Genomic DNA, 16,992 nt, shown 5'->3' with positions numbered 1-16,992 from the left:
GCCGACTTTTATTCCTCGCCTTCCTTGGCCTTAGCTTCCGCAATCTGTTTGCGTACCACCGCATCCCTGGCGGCAGCCGCACTTGCCCCATGGTCCTCATTGCCGGCTGCGACCTGCACTGTGGGCGAAGCAAACTCGATCCCGTTTGCCGCGAACGCTTCGCGGATCATGACATAGGCCCGGCGACGGATCGTGAATTGGTGTCCCGGCTTGGTCGTCATCGCGAAACTGAGGTTGATGCCATAATCGCCGAAAGCCTCGACGCCCTTCATCTTCAAGGTCTCGATGATCTGCGGACCGAATTCCTCATCTGCCAGCAGTTCGGCGCCGACGCCCTTGACCAGTTTTTTGACCTTGGCAATGTCCGTGTCGTAGTTGACCGAAATGAAGAACTTATCGATCACCCAGTCGCGGCTCATGTTCTGGACGGCGCCCAACGAGCCGAATGGAACTGTGAAGATCGGGCCGCGGTGATGGCGCAGCTTGACCGAGCGAATGCTGAAGGACTCGACCGTGCCCTTGTAGGTGCCGCTCTGGATATACTCTCCGACGCGAAACGCATCGTCGGTCATGTAGAACACACCACTGATGACGTCCTTCACCAGCGACTGCGATCCGAAGCCGATGGCAACGCCGAAGATGCCCGCGCCCGCGATCAATGGACCAATCTCGACGCCAAGGCCGGAGAGAACCATCATGATCGCAATGGCGGCAATGAGTGCGGCGAGAAAATTCTTCAGGATCGGCAGCAGCGTCAAAAGCCGCCCGCTGCGGGCAAGCGCTGCCTCGTCGCCGCCCTCGGTGCGGGCACGATCGATGCGACCGCCAATAAGACCCTTCACAAGTTGCCAGATGAGATCGGCGGCGAGCAGCACCACGATGCCGCTCAATACACCTCGGACGATGCGGTCTACACTTTCGTCGCCCATCATTCCGCTGGCGCGCAAACGCACGACGGTCGCAAGCCAGGCGACAGCGAGCCCGATGACGATCGCCCTCGCCCCACGCTCAACGAGCACTTCGAAGATGGCATTGTTCGACTTCGTCGTCTCGTCGGAGCTGGCGAAAAACGACTTGGTGATTGAGCTGGTGGATCTCAGGATTGGTGGGAGGATCAAGCCATAGATGCCAATCCACAAAAGCGTGCTCATCCCCACGACCCACAAGAGCCAGAGCACGCAAAGGAAAAATGTCAGCAGCCATTCCTTGAGCCGATAAACCTTGGAAGGCTCGATCGCCGCCGGCCGCCGCCATACGGATTCGATCGACACCGCGAGGAGACCGAGACCGAGTATGTAGACGATGAGATTCCTGACGTTCGGCGTGAAGTGGAGGATGTTCATCTCGCCTGCGAGCGCCCATCCAAGGAAGAATATGCCAGCAAACAACGCGACGCGGCGGCGCCAGAAAGCAGCGGTGACATCGTCCATCGGAATAAGCCGGACCTTCGGCTGGTCTCCAAGGTTCAAATTGCCGTCCGCCGTGCCGAGAATAACTGACGTGATCCGCATGATCACGCGCCAGGCGATGACAGCGATCAGCAAAGGCAGCACCAGCGCAGAAAGCAGTGGTGGCCAGGTAAACGCCAGGAAGGCGCCGACACTGGCCATTGCGAACACGACGAGCGGCGCGATGGCGACGAACAACGTTCGGGCGATCACATGATGTCGGGCGGGTGCGCCCGATTCCGGGCTTTGAGCTGGGTTGCGGCGGTGAGCCCTGCCGACGATACGGCGGAAGATGAACTCGGCACCTAACCCAAGCGCCACAAAGGCCGCGAACAGGACGAGGATCGCTCCCGGCCCTCGCCCGTGAATCTCGGTCATAATCGTCGAGCTTGCGCCGGAAATCTCGTCAGGGACCTCAGGAATCGCATTGCCAATGCCCTGCAAATGCTCGCGAATGGCATTGGACCAGACCATGAAGTCAGTGGCGGAAGCGCCCATTGGCATTGCCGAATCGGCCGCGGGTGCCGCGCCCTTCTCGGCGATCCACGCCTTGACTTCGGGATCGTTCAGCAATTTCAGCAACTGCTCGACTTTTTCAGGTGGAGGGGGCGGCGCCGCAGTCGTCTGCGCCCGGGCGATCGCAGTGAATGCGATCAGGGACGCCATCAGCATTGCAAACAACACGCCGGTTCTGCCAGCCCGGAAAACCATCACACTCATCTGCTGACCCCCGATGGACTCACTTTCACTATGCCCACAACATACTGCCTCACGAACAAAATAATGTAGCGATGCAATACGCCCGAACAGGGCCGGAATTGTCCGTCGAGGCGGAGCGCCAAGGGAGCTCGGCCATCAATCGCCAGTCCCCGCTCAGGTAAGGCAATTTCGCGTTTCAGCTGGGGTGGCGCGTTTCGCTCCACAGAGCTTCGCCAAACTGATACATCCGCATTCGACAAAATTTCAGCCAGACCATCATGAAGACCAAATGACAGCATCTCTCTTTCTCGGCTTTCCCGATCGCCTCGCCGGTGGCCGCATCCCCAGTGCGGTGATCTTCGGAGCCGGTCACGGCAGCACCTATCCCGGCAAGGACAGCAGCGGCCATGCCTTGGCCGCCGATGCCATCCGCGCCGCGAGCCAGGGCGATGCCGCGCTCGTCGAGCACTGGGATTTCGATCTCGGCGGCCCGCTGTTCGACGGCAAGCCGGACAACTGCATCGACACAGGCGATATCCCGACCATTTTGCATAACAATGCCGGCAACCGGACCCGGATCGAGGCGAAGACGCGCGAGGTCCTGGCATTGCCGGCCGTACCGATCCTGCTGGGTGGCGACTGTTCCGTGACCTTTCCCTTCCTCGCCGGCTTTGCGGATCACGGACCGGTCTGGATCCTGCAGATCGACGCCCATATCGATTGGCGCGACGAGGTGTCTGGCGAGCGACACGGCTATTCGAGCCCGATGCGTCGCGCGAGCGAGATGCCGCATGTCGCCGGCATGGTGCAGGTCGGCCTTCGCAGCGTTGGCAGCGCAGGCATAACCGAGATCGAAGCGGCGCGGCGCTATGGCAGTCGCTTCGTGACCGCCCGCGAGATTCACGCCCAGGGCGTCGAAGCCGCGCTGCGGCATATTCCGGAAGGATCGCAGGTTGTTGTCACGCTCGACTGCGACGCCCTCGATCCCAGCATCATGCCGGGTGTGGCGGCGCGTACGCCCGGCGGCCTCACCTACACGCAGGTGATCGACCTGATCGCGGGCCTCGGCAGGCGGGCCAGGATCGCAGGATTCGATCTTGTCGAATTCTATCCTCCCGCCGATATCGACAGCCTGTCGGCCCTGACCGCGGCGCGCCTTCTCGTCAATGTGATCGGCACCATCGTCCGGCAGGTTTGAAAGCCGGCTTCCTCTCGTAGCATGACGGCCCGACAAGGTTCCCTCCGCTGCCGAGAGGATACCCAGACTCGGGCCTCACCCTCGGACCGGCAGCAATTCAGGCGCATCCGTTGGGCTTCCCAGAGGGAAGTCCTCCCTTCGACCAGATCTGCCCGGACTTCCCTAGAGTTGCTATAGGTTCCGGCCGCGTGCGGCTACATCCGCCGGCGCCTCATCCGCCAGATAGCCGAGATCCTTTTGTTCCGGCAGAGACAGGCCGGCAAGTGCCCTGCGCTGCCTGAAATCCTGATATCGGCGTCGAAACCTTGCGAAGACACGCGCGATATGCCCGGCGAGCAAAACGGAAAAACGGGAGGTCGGCTGGAAGGTCCTGAGGCTGGTGGAGGTCATTTCATTCTCCCTCGTTCGAATTCATGAGGGCAGTGTCCCACCGGCGCGCTTTGTCGATGTTCATCTAGGCGTTAAACCGGAGGAGAAACCACTGCCGAAGCCGCTAAATCGTCGTTAAGTCGGCGCGGGGAAGTGATATTCTACCCGAGGCTGCTACAGGGGGGTCGGGGTGCACATCGGATTGCTTGGCGGTATCGAGGTTGTTTCTTCAGGCGGCCAATCGCTGCACTTCGCGACGCGCAAGACGTCGTTGCTGTTTGCTCCGCGCTCGTTCTGGCCGGGCCCAAGGGCCTTCGCCGCGAGAGGGTGGCGGCGATGCTATGGGCAGACAGCGGCGAGCAGCAGGCGCGGAACAGCCTGCGCCAAGCGTTGGTGGACATCAGGCGGCTGTTTCCGCCCACCGGCGACGAGGCCATACGTGTCGAAGGCAATGCCCACACCATATGGCTGGCGGCAAATGCCGATGAGGCCGACATCTGGATGTTCGACCGGAATATCCTAGCCAGTGACGGCGCCAGCCTAGCGACAGCGGCGAGCCTCTACCGGGGAGACTTGCTCGACGGTCTGTCGTTTCCCGGCGAGATCGACGAATGGCTTGCGCCGCTTCGGGCGAACTATGCCCGCAAGGCGCTGGACCTCGCCGAGCGGCTGAGCCTTCTGCCGGAGACGGACGCCAGCGAGGAAATGGCTTGCGAAAGGCTGGCGGAGCGGCTGGTGGCGCTCGATCCATGCGCCGAGCAGGCCCACCGGGCGCTTATCCGCATCTTCCGCCGTCGCGGCAAGACCAACGACGCCTTCCGCCAGTTCCTGGCCTGCGAGGAGGCGCTGAAGCGCGAGCTCGGCGTCGCCCCTGAAGAGGCGACGCAGGCGCTGGTCGAGCGTATCGAGGCGCCTGAGGCAAAGCATCGGCACGAGCAGGCGTCCAGCAGCTCCGGCCCGCCCGAAGCCGGGGCGCCGCGGCGGGAAACGGTGGCCGAACCGGCGCGCCCCGTCGTTTCCATACCGGAAAAGCCGTCGATCGCGGTGCTACCGTTCCAGAACATGAGCGGCGACGCCGAGCAGGACTATTTCACCGACGGCGTGGTCGAGGAGATCACCACGGCGCTGTCTCATGTGAGCTGGCTGTTCGTGATCGCGCGGAATTCCGCTTTCGCCTATAAGGGCCAGGCTGTGGATATAAAGCGCGCGGCGCGCGAGCTGGGAGTGCGCTACGTGGTTGAGGGCAGCGTGCGCAAGGCGGGTAGCCGGCTCCGCGTTGCGGGCCAGCTGATCGAGGCAGCAACGGGCGTGAGCCTGTGGGCCGACCGTTTCGAGGGCGACGTCGCCGACGTGTTCGAACTGCAGGACCTCGTCGCCTCCAGCGTCATAGGTGCGATTTCGCCCAGGCTCGAACAGGCCGAGATAGCGCGGGCCAAGCGCAAGCCGACCGAGAGTCTCGACGCCTACGACAATTACCTACGCGGCGTGGCGAGCCTTTACCGCTGGACGAGAGCGGGATTGGAGGAGGCGCTGCCGCATTTCTACAAGGCAATTGAGCTCGACCCTGACTTTGCCGCGGCACAGGGCGCTGCCGCTTGGTGCTACTTCTGGCGAATGGCGAACGGCTGGATGACGGACCGGCAGAAGGAGGCCGCCGAAGTTTCCCGGCTGGTCGGCAACGTCACCATAGCAGGCCAGGACGACGCGGTAGCGCTGGCTTTCAGCGGCCTCGCACTGGGCTATGTCATCGGCGACTACGAGGCCGGTTCGGCACTGACCGACCGGGCGCTCGTGCTTAACCCCAACTGCGCCGCCGCATGGAGCGCCAGCGGCTGCCTAAAAGCCTGCCATGACGACCCGGACATCGCGATCGAGCATCTGTCGCGGGCAAGGCGGCTGAGCCCGCTCGATCCGCTGACTTTCTTCATGCAGTGCTTCACGGCCTTCGCCCATTTCGTGGCCGGCCGCTATGATGCCGCCTGGCCGATCGCGGAGGCGGCATCCCGCGCGCAGCCCTATTATCTCACCGGTCTACGCGTGGCCGCAGCCAGCAACGCCATGGCCGGCAGGCTGGATGCCGCGAGCAAGCACATCGCGCTGTCACTGCAGCTCGATCCCGAATTGACCCTCTCCAACCTCAGGCACCGGGTGGGGCAGATCAGGCCAGCCTATTTCGTCAGATATGTCGAGGCACTGCGGCTAGCCGGCCTGCCCGATTGAGCCGGGCGGCGTGAGCCCGCTCCCTGACCGCCCCGCGCCTTCTCGTCAATGTGATCGAAACCATCACCCGGCAGGTTTGAACGCCGGCTTCCTCTCGTAGCATGACGGCCCGACAAGTTTCCCTCCGCTGCCGAGAGGATACCCAGACTCGGCCTCACCCTGGGACCGGCGGCAATGCGGGCGCGTCCAATCCCTTGAAGGGATCGCGCCAGGCCTCGATCTCTTCAAGCCGACGATACCAGCGGCCGACAGAGGGATAGTCATCCAGCGGCAGTCTGGCGGCCTCGTTGAACGGCAGAAAGGTCGCCATGCGGAAGTCGGCGTAGGAAATCGAATTTCCGACCAGCCATTCCCGTGCGAAAAGCTCCGTATCGAGTATCGCGGCGGCCGTGCGGAAATGCGTCAGCCCCTCCTCCACGCGTTGTTGATCAATCGGGCCTATGCCGTACCGCTGTTTGGTGCCACGTTCGAAATGCACCGTGTCGCAGGCGAATGCGAAGTGCTCCTTGCCCCAACTCAACCACCGGTCTCGGGCTCGTCATCGCCGGTGCGCCAGAAATCCGAACGCACGTCGCGCGACAGCCGGCAGGCTATGGCGTCTGCCTCCCAGAGGCTTTTTCCGCCGTCGTCCACAAGTATGGGCAATGAGAGATTGGGGTTTAGCAGGCGATATTTCTCGGCCTGCCCCGGAGCGAATGGCGAGGCGAATTCAAATTCGACATTCGCGTCGAGATAGCGTGCCACCGCGACGGCGAGCCGAGGATTGGGATTGCGGCTGAAGTATAGCTTCATTGGACACCTCCGGTGTGGCTGGCCAACGCTATTGCCTCAGCTGTCAATGACGGGCGTCACAAAAGCCGGATTTGATAGCTCAGCACCCGCTTGGCGGCCGGCGCGATCAGCATCAGGCCCGGCTTGTCGACAAGATCGCCGTCGAAGCCCACCGGACTTGCGATGCCGTGCCAGGGCTCGATACACAGGAACGGCGCGCCGCCCGGCTTTGACCAGACGCCCAATTCCTGAAATCCCTGCCAGGCCATCTCGATCGCCGGACCACGCTCGCCGGCATAGCGCACGCTGGTGCTGGCGGGGTGGTCGAGAATGACCGCGTCCTGGTCGAACAGCCGCTCGGAGAGCGCGAGGATGTTGCCTTCGACGGGCGTCGGCTGCGGCGTCTTCAACAGCAGGCCGTCTTTCAGGCGACGGACCGGAGCAGGTTCGGCAGCAGCGAAAGTCAGCTGGTAGTCCGTCTTGGCCAGGTCGGGCAGCAATGGCCAATTGAATGCCGGATGCGCCCCGATGGACGCCGGCATCGGCTCTTCGCCGGTGTTCGTGATGTCGAAGGTGACGCCAAGCTGCCGGCGGTCCAGCGTGTAGGTCACGGCGAGACGGAAGGCGAATGGATAGTGCGTGCGGGTCTCGGCATCGTCGGTGAGAACCAGCGTGCAGGATCGTGGCCCGCTCTGCGCCCAGGCAAACGGCTTGTCGCGCGCGAACCCGTGCTGCGTCATCGGGTAGGTCCGGCCGCGATGGCGCAGCCGATCTCCGTTCAGCCGGCCGACGATCGGAAACAGCACCGGCGAATGGCGCCGCCAGGCCGGCCCGGCCTGCCACAGGAACTCAAATCCTTCGGCATCTTGCAACGAAACCAGTTCGGCGCCCTGGGCGACGATGGTCGCCGAGATGCCGTCGCCCTGAAGCGTCTGGCTGTCTTGTGCCACATATCCTCGCGCGGTCGGTATTGAAGGGCGGTGCGGTGGCAGACTAGCAAAAGCTCTTGAGGACTCAAGGTGTAGCCGGTCCTGCCAGAACGAATTGTGGCCGGAGGATCTCCCTCCGGCCACCTCCCCGCATCAGGGGCGATAGTCCTCGCCCCTGCCCACAGCGGACAGTCGTTACTCGCGTTCGCCGGTGAAGTTCAGCAACAGCTGGAAGATGTTGATGAAATTCAGATAAAGCGAGAAGGCGCCGAAGACGGCCAGCTTCTGGCGCGATTCCGCGTCGACATTCTCGGCATACTGCTCCTTGATCGTCTGCGTGTCCCAGGCAGTCAGGCCGATGAACACGGCGATGCCGATCACCGAGATGGCGAACTGCAGCGCGGTCGAGCCGAGGAAGATGTTGACGATGCTGGCGATCACCACGCCGATCAGGCCCATGATCAGGAACGACGAGAACTGGGTCAGGTCACGCCTGGTCGTGTAGCCGTAGAGGCTGGTGGCGCCGAACATGGTGGCGGCGATGAAGAAGGTGCGCGCGATGCTGGTTCCGGTGAAGACCAGGAACACCGAGGCCAGCGACAGGCCCATGACCGCGCAGAAGGCCCAGAACATCGCCTGGGCGCTGGCCGCCGACATGGTCTGCATCTTGAACGAGAACAGCATGACGAAGGCGAGCGGCGCCAGCATCACCACCCATTTCAGCGGGCTGGAGAAGATCGGCACGTAGAGCGCGGGCGTCGATGAGATCATGAAGGCGACCAGGCCGGTGACCACCAGGCCAACGCCCATGTAGTTGTAGACGCGCAGCATGTGCTGGCGCAGGCCCTCGTCGTAGACCGCGCCGGTTTGGGCGCCGGCGCCCACGCGGTATCCCAGATTGGGGGTGTTCATATGAATTCTCCTTTGTGTATCGGTCAGCAAAGCGTGGGTCGGTCAGTAAAGCGTTTTGGCGAGCGTCTCGGCGGCGCGGTCGAGATCGCGGACCTCGCTTCGTCCGACCACCGCATAGGCGACCTCGCCGATCTGGAAATAGGCCGAAGAAATGTCACCCGTAGGCGCGACGGTCGGCTTGACGACGTCGAAATTGCCCGGCCGGATCGCAAACAGCGAGACCAGGCCCATCTCCTTCGTCTCGACAGCCATCTCGACGCTCGGACCGAAGCGCGACGGATAGATCTGCACGTCGCGCACCTTCCAGTCCTTGGGCAGCGACGGCATGACGATCGCGGTTGCGGCGCGGATCTCGCCGGCATTGTAGTTGGGTGCCTCGGGCTGCGACGGCATGGTCTCGCGCACCAGCGTCGTTCTATGGGCGCGCACCGCTTCGTCGACATAGGCGGGCGGCTGCGGCGAGGCGACGACCTTGGTCACCGACATCGGCCCGATAATGCCGTTTGCCAGCCAGCCGGCAGCGACGAAGGCGGCCACTGCCGCCGCACGCTGCAGCACACCGAAGATGCGGCCGCGGAAAAGCCCCCTCTCCAGCCGCCGCGCGGCGTCGGCGGTCGCCGGCCGCGCCATGCCCCCGGACCCGGCAAGAGCCACACGCAGTTCGTCGCGCGTCCGCAGATCCGACATCACGCGCGCCGCCGCCTCCGGACGGGTGGACAAAAACGCCTCGACCTCGATGCGACGGGTGACATCGAGCTGGTCGTCGACATAAGCGTCGAGCTCGGTATCGGCCACGGGATCGACAGTTCCAGTCATGRCGGTCCTCCAACGATCCTAAGGTGGTTTTTCGTCTTCGAGGGCGCCGCGTCCTCCATCTTGCGCAGTGCGGCGCGCGCCCTGCCGATGCGCGACATCAGCGTTCCCAGCGGCACGCCGCTGGCATCGGCCGCCTGTTGATAGGAAAGCCCTTCGATGGCGACGAGATGCAGGGCCGAACGCTGTTCTTGCGGCAGGCTGAAGAAGGCTTCGCGAACCTGGGCCAGGCGCACGGAGTGTTCCTGCGGCGCCGGTGTGCTGGCTTCGGCAAGATATCCGGCCTGTTCGAGGCGAGCGGCTTCGGATTTGCGGGAGCGCATTTTGTCGATGAATGTGTTGTGCACGATCGACAACAGCCATGCGCGCAAATTGCCGCTAGAGCGGAAAGTGGCGCGCCGTTCATAGGCCCGCACCAGCGCGTCATGCACGAGATCCTCGGCGTCCGTGCTGTCATGCGTCAGCGAGCGCGCGTAGCGGCGCAGCGAACCGAGCTGTCCTATGATGTCAAAGCGCGGCATCGACCGTTTCATGTCCTGTTTACGGAGCATGTGGGGATTTTAATCCCAGCCGCGCCATCTTTTTCGCGGATCGCTGGAGGACATCGTTCGCAACCGCCCTCGCCTCGCCGGCAAACCGGGCAATCTCGCGATACCGGCGCAGGGTGCTGCAATGCAGGTGGCACTCGGCCGAGTGAACGATCAGGGCCTTTCGCCGCGCCGCAGCTTGCCTTCAATCGCGGCAATCACGGGCAGCAGATCGGCGAGGCCCTTGACGACGAAATGCGCGCCGGCGGCCGTGAGCTTGGCCGATGCCTCGGCCCGTTTCATCCTGAACACATCCGCAGCCATAGCCTGCGTCTCCGCCAGCGTGTGACCAAAGACATTGCCGGTCACCGCCACTCCGACGGTCCAGGCGCCCGCATTGATCCCCTCGCCGATGCCGACCTCGGTGTCATCGACCTTGACACACAGCCACGGCGGATAGACGCCGAGTTCGGTCAGCGCCTTCCAGAGCATGAACGGCGTCGGCCTGCCGTCGGGTGTATCGCCGGTGCAGACCAGGCAATCCGGCGAAAAGCCCTGCGCGGCGGCAACCGGCAGTATCTCCGCCATGATGTCGCGCGTATAGCCAGTTGTCGTGCCGATCTTGAGGCCGCGCTTCCGCAGCGCCTTGACCACGTCGACAACACCGGGAATGACATCCGAGAACCGCGCCGCCAYAGCCCGGTTCCTCGGCACAAATACGTCATAGATGGCGTCGATGTCGGCATTCGTCGGCGCATGACCGTGCTGCTCCGTCCAGGCGGCGGCGATCCTGGGCTGTGCCAGCAGTGCTGCGATGTGCGGGCGCTTGGCCATTCCCATTGGCCCCCTCGCCTCGTCGACGCTGATCGCCACGCCGAATTCGGCGAAGGCCTCGACAAAGACACCCATCGGCGCCAGCGAACCGTGATCGACAAYGGTGCCGGCCCAGTCGAGGACGACGGCGCGAAGCAAACCTTGAGTGGGCATCATGCGATCTTCCTGGCGTCGGCCTTGGTTGAACCGAAAAGCTCGTCGACCACCTCTTCGGCGATCGCGAACGAGGTGCTGGCGCCGGTACCGCTGGTGATCATGACCAGCCGCACGCCCTCCCGCGGCGCGTCGGCGAACATTGTCTGGCCGGTTGCTGAGGCATAGATGCCGGTCCAGCGTTCCAGCGCGGGCGGCGGCGGGCCACCGAAGACGGCGCTGAACTCCTCAAGGATGAGGTCGTCGACACGCCCCGAGGCGAACGGATCTGGCGTTGTCGCATAGTGGTGTGAATCGCCCACCACGAGCGTGCCATCGGCACTCTGGACGACGATTAGATGCACGCCGTTGTCGAGCGCGTCGCCTTGCTCGACTTCCAGCCGGCTTCGCAAAGCGGCGGCTTCTGGCAAAGCGGCGTAACCGCTGTAACGCGCCAGCCCAAGATCCGACATCACCGCTGCCGGCAACCGGAAGCCGGGATCGGCAAGGCGCATCATCTGCAATTTGCAGCGCGTGACGCCGTATCGCGCGATGCGATCGGGGTACAGCGTGGCCAGGTCGTCGCCCGGGCAGACGATCACCTTGTCGGCGAAAACCGGACCCCGGCTTGTCTCGATATCGGGCGGCTCGATAGAGCGTACCGCCGTCTCGCGCCGGAATTCGACGCCATGCTTTTCGGCGAGGAAGGTTGCCAGTTGCGGGATGGCCTGGCGCGACTCGACACGCACATCGTGCGGGCTCCACAGGCCGCCGGCAAAATTCCGGCCCGCCAGTTCGGGATGGTCGCGGCGAAGCACATCGGGTTCGAGCAGCAGGCAACCCTCGCCCATCTCGGTTTGAAGAAACGCCTCGATCACCGAGAGCGCTTCCGGACGGCGCGCGACGACGACCAAGCCGTGCTGGATGACCTTGATGCCGGCGGGCGCGGCCAGTTCCAGCCAGATGTCGCGAGATCGCATGGCACGGCGCCATACCTGGCCGCGTTCCTGACCACTGACCGTAACAAAGCCGAAATTACGCACTGAAGCGCCGTTGGCCTGAGCGTCGCGGTCTATGACGACGACGCTGAGACCACGACGGACGGCGGCGAGCGCATGGGCGAGGCCGACAATGCCGGCGCCAACGATGGCGAGGTCGAATTTTTCTTGCCGGCTCATCGTTGTCTCACACCATCATTCTCAGGCTTCGTGCTGGAAAGGCTATTCAGACTACGCCGATGTGACAGTAGCGTGTAGGTCCTGATGGCCTTGTCGTCTCGGACAACGTCCATGCACAGCCACGCCGAGGCGGCAGGAAAAGCTCTGGCGAAATACGTTCGATTTGCGTATCACTCCGCCGCGTCAACGGAACCTTTGCCAATGTTCGAAGATCTGCAGCCCGCCCCCGCCGACAAGATCCTGGCCCTGATCGGCCTCTATCGCGCCGATCCGCGTCCCGACAAGGTCGATCTGGGCGTCGGCGTCTACAAGGATCGCGATGGCAAGACGCCGGTCATGCGCGCCGTGCGCGAGGCCGAAAAGCGCCTGCTGCAGGGCCAGGACACCAAGACCTATCTCGGCCTGGCCGGCGATGTCGGCTTCAACGCGGTGATGGCCAAGCTTGCCTTCGGCCCAGGCGCCGACATGACGCGCATCCGCGCCGCACAGGCGCCCGGCGGGTCCGGTGCGCTGCGGCTGGTGGCGGAATTGCTGAAGCGGACACGTTCGGACGCGACAGTCTGGCTTTCGGACCCGACCTGGCCGAACCACATGCCGGTGATGCGCGCCGCTGGCCTGCAGATCCGCGAATACCCCTATTTCGATGCGGCTTCGGGTGCCGTTCGCTTCGACGACATGCTGGCAGCGCTGCGGACGGCAAACAGCGGTGACGTGGTGCTGCTGCATGGCTGCTGCCATAACCCGACCGGCGCCAACCTGGACAGCGCGCAATGGGCCGCCGTTGTCGATCTGGTGGTCAAGCGCGGCCTGCTGCCGTTTGTCGACATCGCCTATCAGGGCTTTGGCGATGGCCTTGAGGCCGATGCTCTCGGCTTGCGCCTGCTGGCCGCGAAGGTTCCGGAAATGGTCGTCGCGTCGAGCTGCTCGAAGAACTTCGCCGTCTACCGCGACCGCGTTGGCGCGGCGATGATCCTGGCCAAGGACAGCGCCCAGGCCGATCTGGCGATGGGTCAAATGCTATCGGCGGCGCGCGCCATGTACTCGATGCCGCCGGATCACGGCGCTGCCGCTGTGCGCATCGTGCTGGAAGACACCGCGTTGCGCGCGGACTGGGAGGCCGAACTCGAGGAGATGCGGCTGCGCATGCTCAGGCTTCGGGTTCAGTTCGCCGACGCGCTGCGCCGGCAGTCCAATTCCGACCGTTTCGATTTCGTTGCCAGCCACCGGGGCATGTTCTCCCGCCTTGGCCTCACGGAAACGCAGGTCGAGCGGCTGCGTGCCGAGCACGGCATCTACATGGTCGGTGACAGCCGCATCAATGTCGCGGGTCTGCCCGAGGACGGGATGGACGAACTCGCCAAGGCGATCGTTTCCGTTCTTGATTGACAGGCCGGGTACCCAGCGCCTGTGGACAAGGCCCCCTCGCCGGCTGACAACGTTGGCCGCGCGAGTGGCCGCGCGGTAGCATCGGTCGCATGACGCCATCGAAAGACATTTCGCGCCTGATCGAGATCATGGCGGCGCTGCGAGCGCCGAAAACCGGTTGTCCATGGGACATCGAGCAGGATTTCTCGACCATCGCGCCCTATACGATCGAGGAGGCCTACGAGGTGGCGGATGCCATCGCGCGCGGTGACCTCGACGACCTGCGCGACGAACTCGGCGACCTTCTGCTGCAGGTCGTCTACCACGCGCAAATGGCCGAGGAGGCCGGTGAATTCGCCTTCGGCGATGTGGTCCGGGCCATCACGACGAAGATGATCCGTCGCCATCCGCATGTCTTCGGCGACGAGGAGGCCCGCAGCGCCGGCATGGCCAAGGGCATGTGGGAAAAGATCAAGGCCGAGGAAAAGGCGGAAAAACGAGGCGCCCGCCTCGCCCGAGGTCTCGACCCCGAGGACAATGGCAAGGGGTTTCTGGACAGTGTTCCGGTCAACCTGCCCGCGCTGACGCGAGCGCTGAAACTGCAGGAGAAGGCCGCCCGCGTCGGCTTCGATTGGAGCGAGGCAGCGCCTATCCTCGACAAGATCGAGGAAGAGATTGGTGAGTTGCGCGAGGCGCTGGCCAATAGCGACACCGCGTCGATCAAGGACGAGTTCGGCGACATGCTGTTTGCCGTCGTCAATCTCGGCAGGCACCTCAAGCTCGATTCAGAAGCCGCGCTGAGCGGCACCAATGAGAAGTTCCGCTCACGCTTCCACTATGTCGAGCAGGCCCTGGAAAAGTCGGGTAACACGCTGGACAAGGCGAGCCTGGCCGAGATGGAAGCGCTCTGGCAGGAAGCAAAAACCGCGAAGTAAGCGACGTTACCCTTTGGTTTTGGTGCGCAATCTGCTTTCTATCTCTTCGCGGGCGCTTTGTGTCGCCTTGAGCGAGATGGTGGCGCTGCCGTTGTCATTGTCGGTTCGCGAAACGACGTCGCCATTGCGGTAAAGCCAGTCGACAAGACCGAACTGTGCCGGCTCGATCGTCACCGTCAGGTCTTCGAGTTCGCCCGCCATGCGCGTTTCGATGATCGCCTTCAGCGCATCGATGCCCTCGCCGGTCACCGCCGACACCGCGACCGGCGGCGCCTTGCTGGCGTCAGTGCCATCGGCAAGCAGCCGGTTCCTGTTGCCTTCGTCGAGCCTGTCGATCTTGTTCCACACTTCGATGACCCGCTTGGCGTCGCCGGCATCGACACCGAGGTCGGCCAGGATGCGCTCGACATCCTCGGCCTGTGCGGCTGTATCGGGATCGGAAATGTCGCGCAGGTGGATGACGAGGTCGGCCTCGACCACCTCTTCCAGCGTCGCGCGGAAAGCGGCGATGAGATGCGTCGGCAGGTCCGAGATGAAGCCGACCGTGTCCGAAAGGATGATCGACGTGCCGTGCGGGAGGCGCACGCGGCGCAGCGTCGGGTCGAGGGTGGCGAACAGCATGTCCTGAGCCAGCACGCCGGCTCCGGTCAGCCTGTTGAACAAGGTCGACTTGCCGGCATTGGTGTAGCCGACGATCGCCACCACCGGAAACGGCACCTTCTTGCGCTTGGCGCGGTGCAGGTCGCGGGTGCGGCGCACGGTTTCCAGCTCGTGCTTCAGCTTGATGATCTTGTCCTGAAGGACGCGCCGGTCCGATTCGATTTGCGTTTCACCGGGACCGCCGAGGAAGCCGGCGCCGCCGCGCTGGCGCTCGAGGTGGGTCCAGCTGCGCACAAGACGGCCCTTCTGGTAATTGAGATGGGCAAGCTCGACCTGCAACGTGCCTTCCTTGGTGCGCGCGCGCTCGCCAAATATCTCAAGGATCAGGCCGGTGCGGTCCAGCACCTTGGCATTCAGTTCCTTTTCGAGATTGCGCTGCTGCACCGGGGTCAGCGGATGGTCGACGATGACCACTTCCGCATGACCTTCTTTGACGATTTCGGCGAACTCGGCGACTTTGCCGCTGCCGAGCAACGTCGCCGGGCGCGGATCGTTGACGGTCACCACCGCCGTGTGGATCAGGTCAAGGTTGATGGCGCGGGCAAGGCCGACGGCCTCGTCGTGACGAGCGTCAGCCGAACGCGTCAGCCGCGGACGGTTAGTATCGTCGTCACCGCGCGGCTGGCGCGTAAGCACCGGCACGATGACAACGGCCCGGGTCGGGCCCTTGGCTTCCGTCCCGGGATGATGTGCTGGTTTTCCGCGAACTGGTGCGTCCGCGTCTTTCTCACGTGCCAATCAGGCGCCCTGGCTTTCCTCGCCATCGAACATCTGAACCGGCTGGCTCGGCATGATCGTGGAAATGGCGTGCTTGTAGACGAGCTGGGAATGACCGTCGCGGCGCAGCAGGACACAGAAATTGTCGAACGAAGTGACCACGCCGGTCAGCTTCACGCCGTTGATAAGGAAGATGGTGAGCGGGTTCTTGCTCTTGCGAACTGAATTCAGGAACAGGTCCTGAAGGTTTTGCGATCGTTCCGCCATTGTTCTTGTCTTTCGCCGATCCCCTTCGGTTTGCAAGCCAATGCGCCAAATTAACGGGCACATGTCAAGCGCGCAAACACCCTCTTGTCGTCAGTAACGACAAGCAGAACGAGATAAATTGATGTTCATTCCACCTGTGCGGTTATCAGGCTGGACTTTTTTCCGCAATGTCAAAAAAGGCCTTACGCAAGGAAAGTGTTACTGAGCCGGGGTGTCCATTGGCAACCGGATCGCCGTCGATGGCCACCACCGGCATGGCAATTGTCGTCGCGGAACTGATGAACGCCTCACGCGCTGCCTTGGCCTCGGCGACGGAAAAGCCACGCTCCTCGATCTTCAAGCCGAGGCTGGCCGCCACCTCGAACATGGTCGTGCGGGTGATGCCGCGCAGGATACCATGCTCGGCCGGTCTGGTGACCAGAACGCCATCCCTGGTGACGATCCAGGCGTTCGACGAGCCGCCTTCCTTGACCATGCCGTCGCTGTCGACGAACCATGCCTCCTGSGCGCCGGCTTCCTTGGCCTTCTGCTTGGCCAGCACGTTAGGCAGCAGTCCGACGCTCTTGATGTCGACCCGATCCCAGCGATTCTCMGGCACTGTGATGACCGCAATGCCGGTTTCAGCCCGCTTTGCTCCGGCGGCAGGATCGGCTTTCCTGGCTGTGACCACCAGGGACGGCCTGGTGTCCGCCGACGGGAAGACAAAGTCGCGGCTGGCGACGCCACGCGTGACCTGGACATAGACCAGGCCATTGGCGACATGATTGCGGTTGACCACCTCGCGCAGGATGAGCGGCAGGACACCGCGCGTGACCGGCCAGGCAATCGACAGTTCGGTCAGCGAGCGGTTCAGCCGGGCCAGATGGCGCGGCATGTCGACGATGAAGCCACGCGCCACCTCGCAGACCTCGTAGACACCATCGGCGAACTGATAGCCGCGGTCCTCGATATGCACGGAAGCGTCCGCGTGAGCGACGTAGCGCCCGTTGACATAGGCAATGCGCGGCATTGGCGACCC

15 protein-coding genes and 1 pseudogene are annotated in these 16,992 nt (G+C 63.5%); 4 read left to right on the top strand and 12 right to left on the bottom strand.

The window, feature by feature from the left end:
- Positions 1 to 8: 8 nt before the first annotated feature.
- Positions 9 to 2,168: a mechanosensitive ion channel family protein gene (locus AC1DZP_RS32810; RefSeq protein ID WP_477308145.1), complete on the bottom strand. Its 2,160-nt coding sequence runs from the start codon at positions 2,166 to 2,168 to the stop codon at positions 9 to 11.
- A gap of 268 nt (positions 2,169 to 2,436) precedes the next feature.
- Between AC1DZP_RS32810 and AC1DZP_RS32805 the strand changes: the two genes are divergently transcribed.
- Positions 2,437 to 3,345: an agmatinase gene (locus AC1DZP_RS32805; protein WP_477308143.1), complete on the top strand. Its 909-nt coding sequence runs from the start codon at positions 2,437 to 2,439 to the stop codon at positions 3,343 to 3,345.
- 171 nt (positions 3,346 to 3,516) lie between these two features.
- On the opposite strand, the gene AC1DZP_RS32800 is transcribed toward AC1DZP_RS32805, so the two are convergent.
- Positions 3,517 to 3,735: a hypothetical protein gene (locus tag AC1DZP_RS32800; protein ID WP_457154605.1), complete on the bottom strand. Its 219-nt coding sequence runs from the start codon at positions 3,733 to 3,735 to the stop codon at positions 3,517 to 3,519.
- Between the two features lie 315 nt (positions 3,736 to 4,050).
- Between AC1DZP_RS32800 and AC1DZP_RS32795 the strand changes: the two genes are divergently transcribed.
- A complete protein-coding gene (locus AC1DZP_RS32795) occupies positions 4,051 to 5,934 on the top strand; it encodes a BTAD domain-containing putative transcriptional regulator (protein ID WP_477308141.1) in 1,884 nt (627 codons plus the stop codon).
- A 154-nt stretch (positions 5,935 to 6,088) separates the two neighbouring features.
- On the opposite strand, the pseudogene AC1DZP_RS32790 reads toward AC1DZP_RS32795, so the two are convergent.
- From AC1DZP_RS32790 to AC1DZP_RS32760, 7 genes and pseudogenes are all read right to left on the bottom strand, one after another.
- Positions 6,089 to 6,726, bottom strand: a pseudogene (locus AC1DZP_RS32790) (glutathione S-transferase family protein).
- A 56-nt stretch (positions 6,727 to 6,782) separates the two neighbouring features.
- The gene (locus AC1DZP_RS32785; RefSeq protein WP_477308139.1) at positions 6,783 to 7,655 is read right to left on the bottom strand and encodes an aldose 1-epimerase family protein; all 873 of its coding nucleotides are present in this window, start codon (positions 7,653 to 7,655) and stop codon (positions 6,783 to 6,785) included.
- A gap of 174 nt (positions 7,656 to 7,829) precedes the next feature.
- A complete protein-coding gene (locus AC1DZP_RS32780) occupies positions 7,830 to 8,546 on the bottom strand; it encodes a Bax inhibitor-1/YccA family protein (RefSeq protein WP_477308137.1) in 717 nt (238 codons plus the stop codon).
- Between the two features lie 42 nt (positions 8,547 to 8,588).
- Positions 8,589 to 9,362, bottom strand: a complete 774-nt coding sequence (locus AC1DZP_RS32775; RefSeq protein ID WP_457152304.1) for an anti-sigma factor family protein — start codon at positions 9,360 to 9,362, stop codon at positions 8,589 to 8,591.
- On the bottom strand, positions 9,359 to 9,892 hold the full coding sequence (locus AC1DZP_RS32770; protein WP_477308165.1) for a sigma-70 family RNA polymerase sigma factor: 534 nt from the start codon (positions 9,890 to 9,892) through the stop codon (positions 9,359 to 9,361). The genes AC1DZP_RS32775 and AC1DZP_RS32770 overlap by 4 nt, the downstream gene beginning before the upstream one ends.
- Before the next feature lie 168 nt (positions 9,893 to 10,060).
- Positions 10,061 to 10,876 (bottom strand): phosphonoacetaldehyde hydrolase, encoded by an 816-nt coding sequence (phnX, locus tag AC1DZP_RS32765; RefSeq protein WP_477308134.1) that lies wholly within the window; start codon positions 10,874 to 10,876, stop codon positions 10,061 to 10,063.
- A complete protein-coding gene (locus tag AC1DZP_RS32760) occupies positions 10,873 to 12,030 on the bottom strand; it encodes a TIGR03364 family FAD-dependent oxidoreductase (protein ID WP_477308132.1) in 1,158 nt (385 codons plus the stop codon). The genes phnX and AC1DZP_RS32760 overlap by 4 nt, the downstream gene beginning before the upstream one ends.
- A gap of 201 nt (positions 12,031 to 12,231) precedes the next feature.
- On the opposite strand from AC1DZP_RS32760, the gene AC1DZP_RS32755 reads away from it, so the two are divergent.
- Both AC1DZP_RS32755 and mazG read left to right on the top strand, forming a co-directional pair.
- Positions 12,232 to 13,416, top strand: a complete 1,185-nt coding sequence (locus AC1DZP_RS32755) for an amino acid aminotransferase (protein ID WP_477308130.1) — start codon at positions 12,232 to 12,234, stop codon at positions 13,414 to 13,416.
- Between the two features lie 89 nt (positions 13,417 to 13,505).
- Entirely contained in the window at positions 13,506 to 14,330 is an 825-nt protein-coding gene (mazG, locus tag AC1DZP_RS32750) for a nucleoside triphosphate pyrophosphohydrolase (RefSeq protein WP_477308128.1), read from the top strand.
- 6 nt (positions 14,331 to 14,336) lie between these two features.
- Here the strand turns inward: mazG and hflX are convergent, their stop codons facing one another.
- The 3 genes from hflX to AC1DZP_RS32735 form a co-directional block, all read right to left on the bottom strand.
- Positions 14,337 to 15,728, bottom strand: a complete 1,392-nt coding sequence (gene hflX, locus AC1DZP_RS32745; protein WP_477308126.1) for a GTPase HflX — start codon at positions 15,726 to 15,728, stop codon at positions 14,337 to 14,339.
- A complete protein-coding gene (gene hfq / locus AC1DZP_RS32740) occupies positions 15,729 to 15,974 on the bottom strand; it encodes an RNA chaperone Hfq (protein ID WP_006202172.1) in 246 nt (81 codons plus the stop codon).
- 145 nt (positions 15,975 to 16,119) lie between these two features.
- Positions 16,120 to 16,983, bottom strand: coding sequence for a D-amino-acid transaminase (locus AC1DZP_RS32735; RefSeq protein ID WP_477308124.1), 864 nt, complete (start codon positions 16,981 to 16,983; stop codon positions 16,120 to 16,122).
- Positions 16,984 to 16,992 lie beyond the last annotated feature (9 nt).

The sequence above is a fragment of the Mesorhizobium sp. P2_F8 genome (assembly GCF_056403655.1).
This window is presented reverse-complemented; position numbering and strand designations above follow the sequence as displayed.